Genomic DNA, 17605 nt, shown 5'->3' on the forward strand with positions numbered 1-17605 from the left:
ATTGTATATCAAAAATTCATCTCGAAATTCTTCGTTCAGAAGAATTCCGAGAGTACATTTTTTATAATTTTCTGACACTTTCTCTCTCAAGAAGCTGAAACGGAATCGAATAATCTTTTCCATCTCCGGGATAATGTATCTGGCGAAGCATAAGTTCTACTCCCTCTGTCGCCATTCTGTCAGTATCCTGTCTTATTGTAGTAAGTCTCGGAATACAATAATTTGAAAGGCTTATTCCGTCAAATCCTACAACTGAAATATCGTCAGGTACCTTTTTTCCCGCATCGCATATGGCACGCATTGCGCCAACTGCGATCGTATCACTGATAGCGATTATCGCTGTTACATCTGAAACCTGTTTTAGAAGTTTTTTTGCTGCCTGATATCCGTCCTCCATAGAAAATCGACATGGTATGTATCCTTTTTTCTCATCAAAATCAATGCCATTTTCCTTGAAACTTCTCAGGCATCCTGCATATCTGCTTGAACTTATCTGAGTTGCCGATAATGTTCCACCTATAACTCCTATCTTTTTATGCCCGTTTTTTATAAGATAACTTCCAAGCTGATATGAGGCTTCCTCATCATCTGTATAAAATGATGACAGATTGCTGATATTTAAGCTTCCCGCACTGTTTGTCAATAATACACACGGTACCTCTATTCCATCAAAGGCATCAAAATAATCAAGATTTCCACCCAAAAATATAATACCTTTCGGGTTTCTGTCCCTGCACAATGCAAGTGCACATTCAACTTCGTTAGCATCCTCATCTATGTAAGAAACTTCTGCATTTTCACCGTTCTTTGACAAAAGCATCTGCATTTTCTCAAGGATATCGGCAAAAAGCATGTTTTGATTTCCCTTAACTATTATAGAAAGTGATGAAACTGACTGTCTCTTCAAATGTCTTGCATTGGTATTTGGCTGAAAGTTACTTTCCTCTATGACTGCCAGAATCTTTTTTCTGGCTTTATCACTAACATCAGAATGATTATTTAATACACGGGATACGGTTCCTATGCCATATCCCGATAATCTGGCGATATCTTTTATGGTCATACATTTTCCTCACTTTTCTTCTGTTCTGGAACATCCTCAGCAAGATATTCCTACAAAATGTATTTTAACCCTTAACTGCGCCAGCCGCAACACCTTTAATAATATATTTCTGACAACATAAGTAGAATACTACTACAGGAATTACTGCCATGATAAGACATGCCATGATAGCACCCATATCTACTCTTCCGTAGCTGCCCTTCATATACTGTATGATAATTGATATAGTTTTATATTTTTTGATATCCAGTGTAAGGTATGGAAGAAGGAAATCGTTCCAGATCCACATTGCCTCAAGGATTCCTACTGATATAAGTGTAGGTTTCATCATTGGAATTACAACACTGAAAAATGTTCTTACAGGACTGCAGCCATCAATCATGGCAGCTTCCTCAACTTCAATCGGAATTGATTTTACAAATCCGCAGAACATAAATACCGCAAGACCTGCACCAAAACCAAGATATATTATCAAAAGACCCCATGGTGTATTAAGTCCAAGTGAATCTGCTGTTCCTGATAATGTAAACATTACCATCTGGAATGGTATTACCATTGAGAATACACAAAGAAGATAAATTGCTTTTGTAATCTTTGTCTGTACTCTTGTGATAAACCATGCACACATTGAACAGCATACAAGAATAAGCACCACGCCGCCGACTGTTATAAATACAGTCCAGCCTACAGCCTTAATAAATTCATATTTTGTTATTGCCTCTTTAAAGTTCTCAAGTCCGACAAAGTTCTTTGATGTCGGCATTTTAAATGGCTCAAGGTTGATAAATGTCTTTTTCTTAAAAGAGTTCATCAATACAACAATAATTGGCGATACAAATATAATTGAAATAATCGTGAAAAATACTGTAGCTAAAATTCCTTTTACTTTTTTCATTACTGCTGCACCTCCTTACTTCTTGTAAGTCTAAGCTGTAACATACTGATAATTATTACTGCAAGGAAGAAAATAACTGCCTTAGCCTGACCTACACCTTCATAACCTACTCTTCCATAAAATGTATCATAAATATTTAATGCAAGCATTTCCGTCTTATGAAGTGGTTCACCACCTGTAAGTGAGAGGTTCTGGTCGAAGAGTTTAAATGAGTTTGTTATTGTTAAGAATGTACATATTGTTATTGATGGCATCATGTTCGGAATAGTTACATGGAAAAGTCTCTTCCATGCGTTTGCACCATCTATCATAGCTGCCTCTTTTAAAGAATCAGGTATTGCCTGTAAACCAGCTATGTAAACAATCATCATATAACCTATCTGCTGCCAGCAGATAAGAATTACAAGTCCCCAAAATCCTAATTTGGCATTTAATTTTAATGCCGTATCAAACTGACTGAATATACCGTCAAATATAAGCTGCCATATATATCCAAGTACGATACCACCGATAAGGTTTGGCATAAAGAATATTGTCCTGAAAATATTTGTTCCCTTAATTTTCTGTGTGAGTGCAAGTGCAAGTGCAAATGCCAAAAGATTAACAAGTATGAGTGTCACTATCGCGAATACAGCAGTGAAACCAAATGCATGAGGGAATGTTGAGTCCTTAAATGCTTCGATATAATTGCTTATTCCCACAAATTTAGCATCCTTGATAGTGGTAAATTTACAAAATGATAAATAAATTCCTTCAATAAATGGCACGATAAATCCAATCATAAATGCCGCCATAGTTGGAAGCAAAAATACCGGCCAGTATTTCCTTATTGCTTTTTCCATAATAATCCTCATTTCTGCACATATCCACTGTGCATATCGCAAAAAACATGTTTATGTCTGTTCCCTTTTGTTACTATTTACGCTGTGAATCAATAGTAACTGCTTTTTAATACAGGGGAAACGTCTAACCGTCTCCCCCGCATATAAATCTGTCCATATCAGTTCATAATCTTAACCACAGACTGATATAACACTTTCTGTTTGAAAAATTTCAATATTATTTTTTAGCTGCTGCTGCGGCTTCACTTGCCCATCCGTCAACAAATGCTTTCTTTACAAGATCCCAGTTATCATCTGTCTGTTTTGAAGCATATGTTGTAAGTGCTGAACCAAGATCATTTTTCCACTTTTCAGATGGCATTGTTGTAAAGTTCCATGTTACTGGCTTCTTACCCTGTTTTACATAATCATTTGCAATGTTTACAAGTGGATTATCTGATTCGAGATTCTTCTTAAATGGAATAACAAATCCCATTCCGTCCTGTCCGGAAGGCATTGCACCTGCTGCACCACACATGCATTTAACTGCTGTAGCATCTGTTACACACCAGTTCATAAAATCAAGTGTTGCCTGAATATCCTCTTTTGATGCCTTCTTATTTACACACCAGTAGTTCTCTGTACCTGTACAAAGTCCCTGATTTTCCTCTCCGTCTACACCGATGTAGATAGGTAACATTCCGAGATTCTCATCTCCGAGGTCTGCTATATCTGAGTAAGCCCATGTACCATTCTGATAGAATACTGCTTTTTCTGTAACAAACTCTGCAACTGCATCATCACCTGTCTTTGTACTAAGCTGTTTTGGGCTGGCTGTAGAATTGTTTACATATAAATCCCAGATATTACGATAGTTGTCAAGGTATGTTCCCTTGATAGCATCTGTATTTTCGATTCCATCTTTCTGATATTCATAATAGATAGGAAGGTTTGCAAGATGTGTCTTAAATCTCCAGTCTGAACTTCCGTCCATACCTGCTGATGTAAATGCTGAGAATCCGAGGTCTTTGCTTCTCTTTGTGATATCCTCAGCTACTTTCTTAAGGTCATCAAAATTCTTTATATCGTCCTGTGTATATCCGGCTTTCTTTAAAAGATTTTTGTTGTAAATGATACCGTAAGATTCGATAGCATAACCGATACCATCAACAGCGTCACCGTCTTTTAATAAGAAATCATCGCTTGTAACCTGTTTTGCAATCTCTGAATCTTTAAGGTCATAGCAATAATCTTTCCAAGATGCAAGTCCGACCGGTCCGTTTACCTGGAATAATGTTGGAGCTTCTTTCTTACCCATCTCACTCTTCAAAGTTGTCTCGTACTGGTTTGCTGCCGCTGTAACAACATTTACCTTAACTCCTGTCTTCTCTGTGTAGATGTCTGCAAGTTCCTGCCACTGTGCATCAGCCTCAGGTTTAAAATTAAGATAATAAACTGTTCCGCTGGCTGATTTTTCATTTTTACTGCTGCTCTTATCATCGCTTGAACTGCCACAGCCTGTAAGTGCTGTCGCTGTCATAATTGCTGCAAGTCCAAGTGCTACAAGTCCTTTCTTTCTCATAATAATCCTCCTAATAAAATTGTTTGATGTTTCCGTTCTAAATACTCTCACATTGTTTTTAATAATATATGTATTTATACATTTTTGGAAACGGTTTTGGAAATGTTTCTGGAAATGTTTCCATTTCGTTGTAACTAAAATATATAACAATTAGATAAAAAATGCAATATTTTTTTTAATCTTTTGTGCTTTTTGTCAGCATTGCACAAATCATCCCCATTTTTTGATTTAAATAAATAGCTTTTTTGTGCAATTTTACTATATAAAACTCACTTTTTAATACTATTAGCTGATATAAGCAGGTAGCAACAAAATAAAAAAGCAGTACAGCCTAATGAGTCTATCCCAATCCGTTAGATTTTTAGTTCCAACTTTCTAAGACCGCTGTATACTCACTAAGCCGTACTGCTTTTTATTTATTATTTAAAATTATCTAAAACTCTTTCACGCTGAATTCCTGCACAAACTCCGATATTCCATCAGCTTTTCCCTTGCATTTTTACTGATATGTCTAGGCACTTCTATTCCTACGGTAACATACTGGTCACCATAAGTTTTTCCGTCCTTTTTAGACACAACACCTTTTCCCTTAAGGCGTATTTTTGTGCCTGACTGCGTTCCTTCTTTTATCTTGCACTCAACATCACCGTAAAGCGTGTGAACACGCACATCCCCACCGAGAACTGCTGTCGTATAAGGCACATTTATTTTTGTATATATATCCTGCCCTTTTCTCTCATAACCTGATTTCTTACCTACTTTAACCCTTAGGAATAAATCTCCGTCCTCTGCTTTTCCCATACCCGGATGACCTTTTCCCTTAAGCCTTATACTATTTCCGTCATCAATTCCAGCCGGTATATGAACTTTTATTGACTGTTCATCTCCTGTACTGTTATTACGCAAAGTAATAACTTTATCACATCCAAATACAGCCTCATCAAATGTTACTTCTATGTCAGCCTCTGCATCATCGCCTCTCATATCATAACCAAACCCTGAGCCTGAACCTCCTGTGCTGTAAAAATGTGCTCCCGAAAATCCGCCACGCCCTCCAAAATGTGCGTTCTCATCAAAGCTGCCATGACTACCGTCTCCACCACTTTGTCCAAAACCATCATGACCACCAAAACCACCAAATCCTCTGTCTCCTCCAAAACTTCCATGACCGCCAAAGTGACCGTCATTAAACAGGTCACCAAATATGTCACCAAATATATCCGACGCATCCCCTGTAAAATGATACTCCCTATGGGTTGTGTAAGGTCCATCATAAGACTGGCCGCCTCCCGCTGAAAATCCTTCTTCAAATGCGGCATGACCAAACTGGTCATAAAGTTTCTTTTTCTCAGTATCGCTAAGTACATTATAAGCCTCTGTGACTTCTTTAAACTTCTGCTCAGCCGCTGCATCCCCCGGATTCATATCAGGATGATATTTCTTTGCCAGCTTACGATATGCTTTCTTTATCGTCTTATCATCAGCATTTTTGTCAATTCCAAGAACCTTATAGTAATCCTGCTTTGCAGCCATAAGAAACTCCCCCTTTCTTATTTCAAAAAGGAGCGATTTTCACCGCTCCTTCCATCACCTTTATCTAATATATGATAGTACAATTTTACATTTGTCTCCATTACAGGATTGAGATATATCTTTCTTCCTCTTTCTGTGGTAATGCTTCTTTCTTAGGTACATTTAATGTAAGCACACCATTTTCAAATTTTGCTTTTATATCTTCCTGTGTAAGTTCTTTGCCTACATAGAATGTTCTGCTGCAATTAGAATATACTCTCTCTCTGCATATATATCTGCTTGTGTCATCCTCAGTTTTCTTATCCCTATCAGATGTTGCAGTGACTGTCATATATCCGTCTTTCAACTCAGCTTTTATATCTTCCTTCTTAAATCCCGGCAGATCCATGATAACTTCAAAGCCATCTTTGTTTTCTTTTATATCTGTTTTCATCAATCCGCTGTTATAATAGTTCTTTTTATAATTTCTTTCAGGTGCATCAAAAAATCCATCCATTAAATCACTTGCAAAAATACTAGGCATTAACATAATCAATCGCTCCTTCCAAAAATCTGTAAGTCAGGTGGATATTTACAATCCGCTCTGCTACTTACTCATAACACTTTTATTTATTCTAATATTGTTTGTTTCTCTGTTGCTGATTATGTTATATCACTTTTATTAGCACTCGTCAATAGTGAGTGCTAATAAAATTTGTGAACTTTTTGTGAACTGTGACTATTCATTAGTCAATTACATTCCATTTTATTTATGACACACTACCAATAATTCTTTTTCTTAAAAACCACCAGACTTACCACAACTATAAGTGCACTTATTCCTATCACGACCGGATAAGCATATTTCATCTTTAGTTCGGGCATATATGAAAAATTCATGCCATACCAGCCTGCTATCAGTGTCAGTGGCAGGAATATGGTCGTTACTATCGTGAGCATTTTCATTACATCATTCTGGTGTATCTCTATCTCCGACTGATACACATCCTGTACCTGCATCGCATATTCCCTTAATATCTGTGTTTCCTGTGCAAGTCTTGTCATTTTTTCCGAATACATTTTAAAAAGTTCCACTGTATCAGCCGTAAAAAATTCTTCTTCATTGCCTGCAAGTTCATCTCCCGTTTCCGCAAGCTGTGTATAATAATGATAAAATCTCGCTATTATCCTTTTCAATCTCAAAAGTTTTATATTAAATTTATCCGACTGTTCTATCATTACCTGTTCTTCTATCTCGGTTATCTTATGCTCAATTTTCTGCAAAAAAAGCAGGTCATCTTCTATAAATGAAACAAAAAAATCATATATAAATCTCTCAAGTGAATAATCTTTTGCTATTGTTCTGCCTGATATTCTTATTATCTTTTTATCGATTGCATCATCGTCACTTAATATAATGACTCTGTTTTTCATTATATATATCGCAAATGGCTCATCTGTTTTTTCATACTCTTTTGCTGGGACCTGAAATGTTCCGTACAAAAAATCCCTGTGACTCTCCATCTTGCAGAAATGAATTTCATCGATCGTATGCCAGATTCCACACTTTTCCCATATTTCATTGTCCCATTCTGACATTTTAAATACACCGATACATTCCTCACTCTCCCAGAATGTATCAAGGTCGATTTTGAATATACCATCTTCTTTTACCTTATAATACACTTTTCCACCTGCTTTTTACTTCGATGCAATTATCGTGCTTTCATACCTGCCATGCCTCAACTGATAAAACGATTCACATAATATAATGCTGCTCCGATTGCCGGTGTAAACTGTCCATGCAGTCCTACCATGATATTTTCTTTTGACATTGGAAATGGTGTCACAGCATTTATGTTTTCGCACATAAAATCTATATCTTCGTCTATGAAATATGGTGCAAGATAACCGCTTATAATTACCGGTCCGTCAATGACCATATTCAAATTTTTTATTGCATATGCTAAATGCTTTAAATAGTCTTCCCATATCTGCTTAAATATATTATTATTTTTTTCTCTCATTTCAGGGAAAAATTCCTTTATAGGGACACCTGCTGCCGCTTCAAGTGAATTTGCCGAACAATATGTCTCTAAGCACCCCCTGTTTCCGCAATAACACATTGGTCCATCGTGGTTTATGCACATATGCTCAAGCGAACCACTGTGCATACCTGTCCCCTGATGAACACTCCTGTTCGTGATAATAGCACCGCCAAGATTTCTGTTTAACAAAAACACAACTGCACTGTCAATCTCAGGATGATTCCAAAGTTCAAGGTCTGCCGCAGCCTTTGAATCATGTTCAAGTCTGCATGGATATGGAAGTTTATCTGAAAAGTCAGAAAGCCTCATATCTGAATTATCCATTATTTTTCCGTAAGTAACGCTTTCACCATCAGGCGATATGATTCCCTGTGTTGCTATTGACACACCTGATATCTGCTCATCTTTATACTGGTTCTTCTTTATAAATTTTTCTATATCATCTGTTACTTTTGTATAATATTCATCCGTATCACTGTAATCCATTGATACGATTTCTTTTGCTACGGCTTCACCATACAGATTAACTGCAACTATATGAAACATATTTTTCAAAATACCCACGCCTATTGCAATCTTAAAATCCGAAACTATCTGTATGATCTGTGCTTTTCTTCCACCTGTTGACTCAAAATATCCATCTCTGCTTATAAGCCCTTCCTGTTCCAGTGCATTTAAATTCTGGCTCACAGTTGAAAGTCCCATATTTAGTTCCTGTACTATCTGCTGTTTTGAAGTCTGTTTCTGTTCATAAATATATTGATATACTTTCTCTTTATTTATTTTTTTTAATGTAATTGTTGTAAGTCCCTGCTCTCTCATATCATCCTCTTTTCTTTTACACTTAAGTATAAGTTACGATTTTATTTTAATATAAGATTTTTTTCAATGCAACTTCCAATCATGTTTTGTGCATTTTGCACAATTTATCATGTCTTTTTTTGTATTCTTTGTCAATAGACACTTTTAATTTAAAGTTATATATTTAACTTACAGTTAAGACATAAGCATAAGTCTTAAACGGAATATAAAAATAACAGCCAAACAATTAAAAAACTTATTTAAACGGAGGTAATTAAAATGAAGAGTGCAGTATTTTATGGAAAACATGATTTAAGAGTTGAGGAGCATGAGATGCCAAAGGTAGGACCTAAAGATGTTTTGATTCAGGTTAAGGCATGCGGTATCTGTGGTACTGATGTACATATCTACGAGGGTGACAAGGGTGCAGCAGAAGTTACACCTCCTACTATCCTCGGCCATGAATTCTCAGGTGTCATCTCTGAGGTAGGTTCTGAGGTTACAAACTACAAGGCAGGCGACAGAGTATGTATCGATCCAAACTGTTACTGCGGTTCATGTGAGCCTTGCAGAAACGGAGTAGCACATTACTGCGAGCATATGATAGGTTATGGAACAACTGTAAACGGCGGTTTTGCTGAGTATTGTGCAGTAAACGAAAGACAGGTTTATAAGCTCGGAGACAATACAACCTTTGAACAGGGTGCCATGACAGAGCCTGTATCATGTTGCTTACATGGTATCGATATGTGTGATATCAAACCGGGACATCAGGTAGTTGTTATCGGCGGCGGAATGATCGGATTGCTTATGATGCAACTTGCAAAACTTGCTGGTGCTGCCAAGGTTGCTTTACTTGAGCCTGTTGAGAGCAAAAGAGAAGTTGCTAAGAAACTTGGTGCTGATGTCTGCATAGATCCTATAAACGAAGATGTAAAAGCCCGCTTACATGAATCAGGACTTACATGGGTAAATACAGTCATCGAGTGTGTGGGCCGCACTTCTACTATAGAACAGGCTATTGATATTGCTGGAAATAAAGCGGTTGTCATGATGTTTGGACTTACAAAACCTGATGATACGATTTCTGTCAAACCATTTGAGATTTTCCAGAAGGAGCTTGAACTTAAAGCCTCTTATATCAATCCTTATACACAGAAACGTGCATTAGACCTTATCGATTCAGGCAGACTTGATGTAAGCAGTATGGTTTATGATGTATGCGGTCTTGAACAGCTCGAAGATATCCTGAGCAAACCTGAACTTCGTGCAAACGGCAAATATATCATCTCACCTGAAAAATAAGCACTTATGATATCTGCACACATCTATGTGTATTGCAGGCACTTCTGAAAGGAGAAGGAAGATATGACAGATCCGGTATTTGCAGCAAACCCTACAAGACTGCTTATCGCAGCAGCACTTGGTATTGTTTTGTTATTGATACTCATTATAAAATTTAAAATTCATCCCGTACTCTCCCTGTTGATTTCAGCATTGTTTATCGGACTGGGAGCAGGGATGCCGGTTTCCGATCTGGTTTCTACAGTGGAAAAAGGAGCCGGAGAAACCTTGCAGGGAATCGTTCTTCTGATAGGGCTTGGTTCACTTTTTGGTGGGATTCTCGAAGTGTCGGGCGGTGCACAATGTGTCGCCCAGACACTTGTAAATAAATTTGGCGAAAAAAACGCCGGCATAGCACTCGGTGTAACCGGATTAGTAGTTGGTACAACCGTATTTTTTGAAGCCGGTGTCGTAATCTTAATACCACTCGCCTTCGGTCTCGCAAAGAAGACAAAAAAATCTACATTATATTATGTGATTCCACTTCTTGCAGGCCTTGCCACAGGATTTGCATTTATCCCGCCATCTGCCGGTTCTGTACTTGTTGCAAATATGCTTGGCGTTGACCTCGGAGTAATGATTGCCGTAGGCGTTCCCGTTGGAATACTCTCACTTATATTTGCAGGAATACTCTGGTCAAAATTTATAGGTAAAAAAATCCACACCGGACTTCCTATGAACAATCAGGAAATACGCGAAGAAGACAGCAGTAAACTTCCTGATTTTAAGACGGTTATCGCTATCATCATCGTACCGCTTGCATTGATCTTATGCAGTACTGTTTCCGCATACATTCCTGCATTAAAGCCCGCACGCCCTGTGCTTGAATTTCTCGGCACACCTTTTGTGGCTCTTATCATCGCCGTTTTACTTGCAATGTATTTTCTCGGCACAAGACAGGGTTACTCTCCCGAACAGTTAAAGCAGATACTTGACCGCTCATTAAGACCTACAGGGCAGATTTTGCTTGTAATAACAGGCGGCGGTATCATACGCTGGGTATTACAGGACTGCGGCATGGGAAATATCATCGGTCCTGCCCTCGAAAAAAGTGGACTGCCACTTATAATAGTAGCTTTCCTTATAGCAGCCCTGATAAGAACATCTGTCGGCGCCGCTGTTGTTGCAATGACTATGGCAGCAGGTATCATGGCATCAATGCCCGCTGTTGCTAATCTCTCACCTGTCTATCTCGCCGCCATGGTATGTGCCATAAATGGTGGTGCAACCGCTTTCAGCCATGTTAATGATTCAGGTTTCTGGCTCGTAAGTTCTCTGCTTGAAATAGACGAAAAGACAACACTTAAATCATGGACTATCATGGAGACTATCGTAGGTTTTACAGGTCTTATATGTGCTATAGTCATTTCACTATTCGCTTAGGCAAAAAACACATACATACAACTTATTTTGGCAAAAAAAATTACGCTCGAAATACTTCATTTAAAGAATATTACGAGCGTATATATATACGATATACGGAGGTATTCTATGATAACAAAGGTTATATTGGGAAGTATGAAAAATGCAAGCAGACTTGTAAATATCGTAAGTAAGATTCCCTATGATGCTGAACTTTGCAGCGGACGCTATGTAGTCGATGCAAAATCCATGCTCGGTGTCTTAAGTCTTCCTGAGTTTGAAACAGGAGAACTTCACATTCATACAGATAATGCAGCAGAATGTGATGCTATCATATCAGCTTTAAATAGAAACGGACTGCTTTATGATTATGACTCAACAAAAAGTTCACTCTATGACATAACAGTATTCGGAGAGATACTTATAGATTTCACATACAGCGGTGTAAATGATGACGGTCAGGCATTATTTGCCCAAAACCCCGGCGGTGCTCCGGCAAATGTCGCTGTAGCAGCCCAAAAACTCGGAGCATCAACGGCATTTATCGGGAAAGCCGGAAAAGATATGCATGGTGAATTTCTAAAATCTGTCCTCGAAAAACAGCATGTCAGCACAAAAGGAATGTTGCTTGATGAAAATCATTTTACTACACTTGCTTTTGTAAATATATCTGAATCAGGCGAGCGTACATTTTCATTTGCGAGAAAGCCCGGAGCTGATACACAGATTGAGAAGGAAGAAATAAATGTTGATGTCCTAGACCATACAAACATCTTCCATGTAGGCTCACTGTCGCTCACAGACCAGCCCGCAAGAGATACGACATTTTATGCCGTAAACCGGGCAAAAAATAAGGGCAGTATAATTTCCTACGATCCTAATTACCGCGCTTCTCTATGGCAGGATGAAAATACTGCCATAAAACATATGAGAAGTCTTATCCCATATGCTGATATCATGAAGATTTCCGATGAAGAAACCATCCTTCTCACAGACTATAAAGAACCTGAAGCTGCTGCAAGGTCGCTGGTCGAACAGGGTGTAAAGATTGCGGTGGTCACACTTGGCGGCGATGGTGCATATGTGTACAGTAAAAACGGTGGGATAAAAGTTGGCGGTTTTAAGACAACAGCCGTTGACACAAACGGAGCAGGTGACTCATTCTTTGGAGGATTTCTCTACAAGATAAGCAGAGCAAATAAACGACCTGATGAACTCACACTCGATGAACTAGGAGACTTTGCACGCTTTGGAAATGCTGTTGCAAGCCTTTGTGTAGAGAAAAAGGGAGCCATAAACGCCATGCCAGAACTTGAACAGGTAAACAATCGTCTTAGCAGGACAGAAAGGTGATACATATGAGTGATAATACAGAATTTCAGAATTATACAACAGGTATTCAGCATATTGGAATTCCTACAAACAATTTAGATGAAACAATAGCTTTTTACAAAAAGCTCGGCTTTGAGACAGCCCTTGAAACAGTAAACGAAGAAGCTAGTGAAAGAGTTGCATTTCTAAAACTTAAAACATTAGTCATCGAGACATATGAAAATAAATCAGCAGTATTAAAAGCTGGTGCAATCGACCATGTTGCGATAAATGTTTTTGATATAGAAAAAACTTATGATTATATAAAAAGACTAGACCTTAATACAACCAATGACGATATACATTTTCTTCCATTTTGGGATAACGGTGTAAAATTCTTTACTATTGAAGGACCTAACAGAGAAAAAATTGAATTTAGTCAGTATTTATAACTTTATACTATATACCTTATCCTATTTGTCAGACGGATATTAGCAATCCGCTCTGCTAATTGCTTAATAGTGTTAAACACTGTAAATATTTTTGCCAAAAATTCCAGACATTTACAATAACGCAACTGTCTGGAATTTTTTTATTATTTATTTTTATACTATATATGCCAAGCAACATTTTATAATTTTTTTATTTTAATTTACCAAAATTTATTGTAAAATAATTATTGGTAATTTTATACTTTAACGGTAATTCTATATCATTATAGTAATTATTTTACAACAGTATTTTTATTACTTTAGTAATTATATTATGCAAGTAACTATATTATGCAAGTAATTATATTACGCAGGTAATTATATTATCATGCCAAAATATAAACAAGAAAGGACAAATTTATATATGAAGAAAAAAATATGTCTTCTGCTCTGCCTTTCGCTGATACTTCTCTCAGCCTGCGGCAGACAATCGGACAATATACGTTTTGGTGCTGCCGATATAGGCGGTATGTACTATGCTTTTGCAAGCAGCTTTTCCGGTGCTGTATCAAAAGATACATCCGATTACAAATTTGAAGTAAAAAATACGGCTGGTTCTGCTGCAAATCTAAGACTTTTGTCTGACAAATATATAGACCTCGGTATCGCACAGGCAGATCTTATAAAAGATGCCTATGAAGGTACGGGATATTTTAAAGATAATGTCTGCAATGGATACAAAGCTGTTGCTGCTCTTTACACCGAAGCCTGCCAGATCGTCGTAAAAGCAAATTCAGATATCAAAACAATTGATGACCTTCAGGGCAAAAAGATATGCATCGGTGCAGAAGAATCAGGTACAGAGATCAATGCAAAGCAGATACTTGAATTCAGCGGATTAAATTCAAAGCTTGTTGATATGGTAAACCTTGATTACACTGACGCTGCAAAACAGCTTGCCGAAGGTAAGATCGATGCATTTTTCTGTACTGCGGGTATTCAGACAACAGTTATATCTGAACTCACAAAAGAATGTAGTATCAGAATACTAAATATTGATGACAAGTGTCTTAAAAAGCTGCTTGCAGCTTATACATGCTATAGTAAATACCAGATACCGGCAAACACATATGCAGGGCAAACTGAAAGTGTAACTACAATAGGTGTAAAATCAGTACTGCTTGCATCCGACAATCTTTCTGAAAATGCCGTCAAGCAGCTTACAAAAACACTTTTCACACATACCAGGGATTTGCAGTATGCAACATCACTTGAACTGGTAAACGATGAAAAGACAGCGGTTGAGGGAATTGATATTCCTTTCCATTCCGGTGCAGCCGCGTATTATAAAGAAAAAGGCATCACAGTTAAGACATCATAATGTCAGTGTTTACTTTATGCACAATAACATACTGACATATATTTACTTATGAGCGAAAGTAAATATTTATCACTGTTCATATTATTTTTATATCTATATTTAGAACATTTATAAATAATAATATGTTTCTTTACAACAATCGCTCGGAAACGAGGAACTTTATGAAAATTCAATTAGATATGTATCAGACTCTTGCCGCAGCAGTTCTGGTACTCATATTAGGAAGTTATTTAAGAAAAAAAATAAATGTTTTGGAAAAATTCTGTATTCCGGCACCTGTTATCGGTGGATTACTCTTTGCTATTTTCACATGTATATGTTATACTACGGGGATTATTGAATTTTCCTTTGATGATACACTCAGGGAAGTGTGCATGGTATTTTTCTTTACATCGGTAGGATTTCAGGCAAACTTAAAAGTATTAAAAAGCGGTGGAAAGTCAATGGCAGTCTTTCTTGGTCTTGTCATCACATTGATCTTTTCACAAAACCTGCTCGCTGTAGGTCTTTCAAAGCTGCTTGGATTAAATCCTCTTATCGGTATGTGTACAGGCTCAATCCCTATGGTCGGTGGTCATGGTACTGCCGGTGCTTTTGGTCCTGTTCTTGAAGATTTTAATATTCAAGGTGCAACCACTATATGTACGGCTGCTGCTACTTTCGGCCTTATTACCGGAAGTCTTGTGGGCGGTCCTATAGGAAAACGCCTCATCGAAAAAAGAAATCTTATGAACACAGTTTCAAACGAAGATGACAGCCTTCTTGTTGAAGATGAAGAAAAACACCAGCGTCATACAAATATGTACGCAGCCGCAGTATTCCAGCTTATACTTGCTATAGGTCTTGGTACGATCTTTTCGTATTTTCTCACAAAGACAGGTCTTACTTTTCCTATCTATATAGGTGCTATGCTCGCTGCTGCACTTATGCGTAATATTACCGAATATTCCGGTAAAGGAACAATTCATATGGGTGAGATAAACGACCTCGGTGGTATCTGTCTTTCACTTTTTCTTGGAATGGCAATGATAACTTTAAAACTTTGGGAACTTGCTTCCCTCGCACTGCCACTTGTCATTCTGCTTGCCGCCCAGACATTGCTTATATGTACATTCACATATTTCATTGTATTTAATATCATGGGCAGGGATTATGACGCAGCCGTACTTTCAGCCGGAACATGTGGTTTTGGTATGGGTGCTACCCCGAATGCAATGGCAAATATGCAGGCGATCTGTGACCGCTATGTGCCATCAGTGAAAGCTTACCTTCTTATACCGCTTATCGGAAGTTTATTTGCAGATTTTATCAACAGTCTTGTTATTACATTTTTCATCAATATACTATAACAATTTTTAATGGAGGGATTTTTTATGTTTCAATGGAAAAAGAAAAATGACAAAAAATATGATGAAGAAAAACATGATTATAATTTAACTTTTGACAATGTTGCAATTCCAGAGGTTCACACAAACAAGACCCATGAAGATACGACCGAAAATAAGAGTGAACATTCTTCCGTAAATTATGATAATCTGGCTATACCAGAAATTCATATCAAGAAAAAATAAATTTGATTCCATATGTACAAAATTCTTTTTTCCAAAAAAGCCGTAGAAAAAAATATATTCTCTACGGCTTTTGAAATTATTCTATTTTCTCTTTCCTTGACATTTTTGACTTCTATACATCTGCGGTGTACATGAATACTCACCTTTAAACGCATTATTTAAATGACTCTGCGATGAAAAAGAAAGCTGGTTACTTATTTCTGAAAGCTTCATATCCGTATCTGCAAGTAAAAAAGCAGCCTCTTTTAGCTTCAATTTCATTATATATTTAGCGACTGACATATCACAATATTGCTCAAAATGTCTGCTTATCGTTCTTGCACTCACTCCACAATACTCAGCCAGATTATTTACTGATATTTTAGACTGAATATTATTATGAATATAATGCATGCATTTTCTGACTACAGATGATTCTGTGTCAAATTTCTCTAAATTTTCAATCTCATTACAATAATCAATAGATATATTTCTGCAGACAGCCTTTAACTCATTGACATTTTTAATAATTTTCCCCTTAGAACTATATGTATCAAATATCTGTACAGCTTTACCTGTATCTACTCCCGATTCCATAACCGCAACACAGCATATAATAATATAACTAAAAAAAATTTGTATCATTTCCTCTGCTGTCATAGGTCTTAATGCCAGATAATTAAAAAAGTCCGTATCATGAAATTCTTTTTTTATGGCTGAACTATTCCCCTTTTTCATGTAGTATATAATCTGTTTTTGAAAATTTGATGCCTTTTTTACAAGAATTTCCGCATTGTCAGATGATTTATGCTTTTCTTTGCCATTATCATTTTCGCAAAATTCAATTTCTTTCGTCAAAATATCTTCCATTCTTATATTTTCATTGAACATTATTTTTATAAACATCAATATATTATTCATAAACCTTGATAATGACATTAAAGGACCTCTCTGAGAAACATTATACAAGTGAAGCATATCTTCAGCTATTATCACGCTTTTGTTATATTTATCAAATTCTCTATATGTCATAGGCATAGAAATAACAGGTCCAAAAAGTATGTTGATATTTTTATCCAACCTAAGCATTGCAAAGAAACAGAAATTTGAATAACTGAACACAGGCAAATGCTTATCCAAAGGCACTATAGCCAGCCTGTCACAACAGGCTTTCATCGTAACTGCTGAACATTCCATATCTTTCATATGAGGACATCTGTATAAATCTTTCAGTGTATTGTCAAATACACAAAATGGTATACTTGTAGCATCATAAAACAAATTCAGATCTTCAATATATTTTTCTAACATGTTTTCACCTCTCTCTATCCCAATATCGGCTTTTGTCTTTATTTTATAATATATGTCTTTATTTTGAAAGACTACTGATATTATTTTTGTTATTATATTCTTTATAAATTATCTTTGAAAATTTATAAAAAATAATATTTAACACTATCAAGTAAGTCCCCCACTTCTATTGCGTAGAGCAATAAGTGGGGGT

At 36.8% G+C, this 17605-nt stretch carries 16 protein-coding genes; 7 read left to right on the top strand and 9 right to left on the bottom strand.

Annotation, left to right across the window (positions count from 1 at the left end; translation table 11 throughout):
* Positions 1–61: 61 nt before the first annotated feature.
* From KQI69_RS02785 to KQI69_RS02820, 8 genes are all read right to left on the bottom strand, one after another.
* Entirely contained in the window at positions 62–1063 is a 1002-nt protein-coding gene (locus tag KQI69_RS02785) for a LacI family DNA-binding transcriptional regulator (protein WP_216563763.1), read from the bottom strand.
* Between the two features lie 64 nt (positions 1064–1127).
* The gene (locus tag KQI69_RS02790) at positions 1128–1958 is read right to left on the bottom strand and encodes a carbohydrate ABC transporter permease (RefSeq protein WP_216563764.1); all 831 of its coding nucleotides are present in this window, start codon (positions 1956–1958) and stop codon (positions 1128–1130) included.
* The gene (locus tag KQI69_RS02795; protein ID WP_216563765.1) at positions 1958–2800 is read right to left on the bottom strand and encodes a carbohydrate ABC transporter permease; all 843 of its coding nucleotides are present in this window, start codon (positions 2798–2800) and stop codon (positions 1958–1960) included. Before KQI69_RS02795 ends, KQI69_RS02790 begins: the two co-directional genes overlap by 1 nt.
* Before the next feature lie 217 nt (positions 2801–3017).
* Positions 3018–4361, bottom strand: a complete 1344-nt coding sequence (locus KQI69_RS02800; protein WP_216563766.1) for an ABC transporter substrate-binding protein — start codon at positions 4359–4361, stop codon at positions 3018–3020.
* Positions 4362–4805: 444 nt separating this feature from the next.
* Positions 4806–5894 carry a DnaJ C-terminal domain-containing protein gene (locus KQI69_RS02805; protein ID WP_216563767.1) on the bottom strand — a complete coding sequence of 363 codons (1089 nt, stop codon included), beginning with the start codon at positions 5892–5894 and terminating at the stop codon, positions 4806–4808.
* A gap of 100 nt (positions 5895–5994) precedes the next feature.
* The gene (locus tag KQI69_RS02810) at positions 5995–6423 is read right to left on the bottom strand and encodes an Hsp20/alpha crystallin family protein (RefSeq protein ID WP_216563768.1); all 429 of its coding nucleotides are present in this window, start codon (positions 6421–6423) and stop codon (positions 5995–5997) included.
* Positions 6424–6653: 230 nt separating this feature from the next.
* Positions 6654–7559, bottom strand: a complete 906-nt coding sequence (locus KQI69_RS02815; protein ID WP_216563769.1) for a CorA family divalent cation transporter — start codon at positions 7557–7559, stop codon at positions 6654–6656.
* Between the two features lie 56 nt (positions 7560–7615).
* The gene (locus KQI69_RS02820; protein ID WP_216563770.1) at positions 7616–8743 is read right to left on the bottom strand and encodes an ROK family transcriptional regulator; all 1128 of its coding nucleotides are present in this window, start codon (positions 8741–8743) and stop codon (positions 7616–7618) included.
* A gap of 258 nt (positions 8744–9001) precedes the next feature.
* Here KQI69_RS02820 and KQI69_RS02825 point away from each other — a divergent pair, with 258 nt between their 5' ends.
* The 7 genes from KQI69_RS02825 to KQI69_RS02855 all read left to right on the top strand — a co-directional run bounded on the left by KQI69_RS02825 (position 9002) and on the right by KQI69_RS02855 (position 16122).
* Positions 9002–10027, top strand: coding sequence for a zinc-dependent alcohol dehydrogenase family protein (locus KQI69_RS02825; protein WP_216563771.1), 1026 nt, complete (start codon positions 9002–9004; stop codon positions 10025–10027).
* A gap of 63 nt (positions 10028–10090) precedes the next feature.
* Positions 10091–11449 carry a GntP family permease gene (locus KQI69_RS02830; RefSeq protein ID WP_216563772.1) on the top strand — a complete coding sequence of 453 codons (1359 nt, stop codon included), beginning with the start codon at positions 10091–10093 and terminating at the stop codon, positions 11447–11449.
* A gap of 108 nt (positions 11450–11557) precedes the next feature.
* A complete protein-coding gene (locus KQI69_RS02835; protein WP_216563773.1) occupies positions 11558–12781 on the top strand; it encodes a PfkB family carbohydrate kinase in 1224 nt (407 codons plus the stop codon).
* A gap of 5 nt (positions 12782–12786) precedes the next feature.
* The gene (locus tag KQI69_RS02840; protein ID WP_216563774.1) at positions 12787–13191 is read left to right on the top strand and encodes a VOC family protein; all 405 of its coding nucleotides are present in this window, start codon (positions 12787–12789) and stop codon (positions 13189–13191) included.
* Positions 13192–13594: 403 nt separating this feature from the next.
* Positions 13595–14551 carry a TAXI family TRAP transporter solute-binding subunit gene (locus KQI69_RS02845; RefSeq protein WP_216563775.1) on the top strand — a complete coding sequence of 319 codons (957 nt, stop codon included), beginning with the start codon at positions 13595–13597 and terminating at the stop codon, positions 14549–14551.
* 161 nt (positions 14552–14712) lie between these two features.
* On the top strand, positions 14713–15900 hold the full coding sequence (gene gltS, locus KQI69_RS02850; RefSeq protein WP_216563776.1) for a sodium/glutamate symporter: 1188 nt from the start codon (positions 14713–14715) through the stop codon (positions 15898–15900).
* 24 nt (positions 15901–15924) lie between these two features.
* Positions 15925–16122, top strand: a complete 198-nt coding sequence (locus KQI69_RS02855) for a hypothetical protein (RefSeq protein WP_216563777.1) — start codon at positions 15925–15927, stop codon at positions 16120–16122.
* Between the two features lie 81 nt (positions 16123–16203).
* Here the strand turns inward: KQI69_RS02855 and KQI69_RS02860 are convergent, their stop codons facing one another.
* Positions 16204–17412, bottom strand: coding sequence for an AraC family transcriptional regulator (locus KQI69_RS02860; protein ID WP_216563778.1), 1209 nt, complete (start codon positions 17410–17412; stop codon positions 16204–16206).
* Positions 17413–17605 lie beyond the last annotated feature (193 nt).

Origin of the sequence: Eubacterium sp. MSJ-13, from assembly GCF_018918235.1 — a bacterium.
GTDB lineage: Bacteria > Bacillota > Clostridia > Lachnospirales > Lachnospiraceae > Butyribacter.

Excerpts from the sequence above, each read along its gene's own strand:
- KQI69_RS02790 (WP_216563764.1), bottom strand. The coding sequence starts at position 1,958 with ATGAAAAAAGTAAAAGGAATTTTAGCTACAGTATTTTTCACGATTATT.
- KQI69_RS02810 (WP_216563768.1), bottom strand. The coding sequence starts at position 6,423 with ATGTTAATGCCTAGTATTTTTGCAAGTGATTTAATGGATGGATTTTTT.
- KQI69_RS02825 (WP_216563771.1), top strand. The coding sequence starts at position 9,002 with ATGAAGAGTGCAGTATTTTATGGAAAACATGATTTAAGAGTTGAGGAG.
- KQI69_RS02830 (WP_216563772.1), top strand. The coding sequence starts at position 10,091 with ATGACAGATCCGGTATTTGCAGCAAACCCTACAAGACTGCTTATCGCA.
- gltS (WP_216563776.1), top strand. The coding sequence starts at position 14,713 with ATGAAAATTCAATTAGATATGTATCAGACTCTTGCCGCAGCAGTTCTG.
- KQI69_RS02800 (WP_216563766.1), bottom strand. The coding sequence starts at position 4,361 with ATGAGAAAGAAAGGACTTGTAGCACTTGGACTTGCAGCAATTATGACA.
- KQI69_RS02855 (WP_216563777.1), top strand. The coding sequence starts at position 15,925 with ATGTTTCAATGGAAAAAGAAAAATGACAAAAAATATGATGAAGAAAAA.
- KQI69_RS02785 (WP_216563763.1), bottom strand. The coding sequence starts at position 1,063 with ATGACCATAAAAGATATCGCCAGATTATCGGGATATGGCATAGGAACC.
- KQI69_RS02795 (WP_216563765.1), bottom strand. The coding sequence starts at position 2,800 with ATGGAAAAAGCAATAAGGAAATACTGGCCGGTATTTTTGCTTCCAACT.
- KQI69_RS02840 (WP_216563774.1), top strand. The coding sequence starts at position 12,787 with ATGAGTGATAATACAGAATTTCAGAATTATACAACAGGTATTCAGCAT.
- KQI69_RS02835 (WP_216563773.1), top strand. The coding sequence starts at position 11,558 with ATGATAACAAAGGTTATATTGGGAAGTATGAAAAATGCAAGCAGACTT.
- KQI69_RS02805 (WP_216563767.1), bottom strand. The coding sequence starts at position 5,894 with ATGGCTGCAAAGCAGGATTACTATAAGGTTCTTGGAATTGACAAAAAT.
- KQI69_RS02820 (WP_216563770.1), bottom strand. The coding sequence starts at position 8,743 with ATGAGAGAGCAGGGACTTACAACAATTACATTAAAAAAAATAAATAAA.
- KQI69_RS02860 (WP_216563778.1), bottom strand. The coding sequence starts at position 17,412 with ATGTTAGAAAAATATATTGAAGATCTGAATTTGTTTTATGATGCTACA.
- KQI69_RS02845 (WP_216563775.1), top strand. The coding sequence starts at position 13,595 with ATGAAGAAAAAAATATGTCTTCTGCTCTGCCTTTCGCTGATACTTCTC.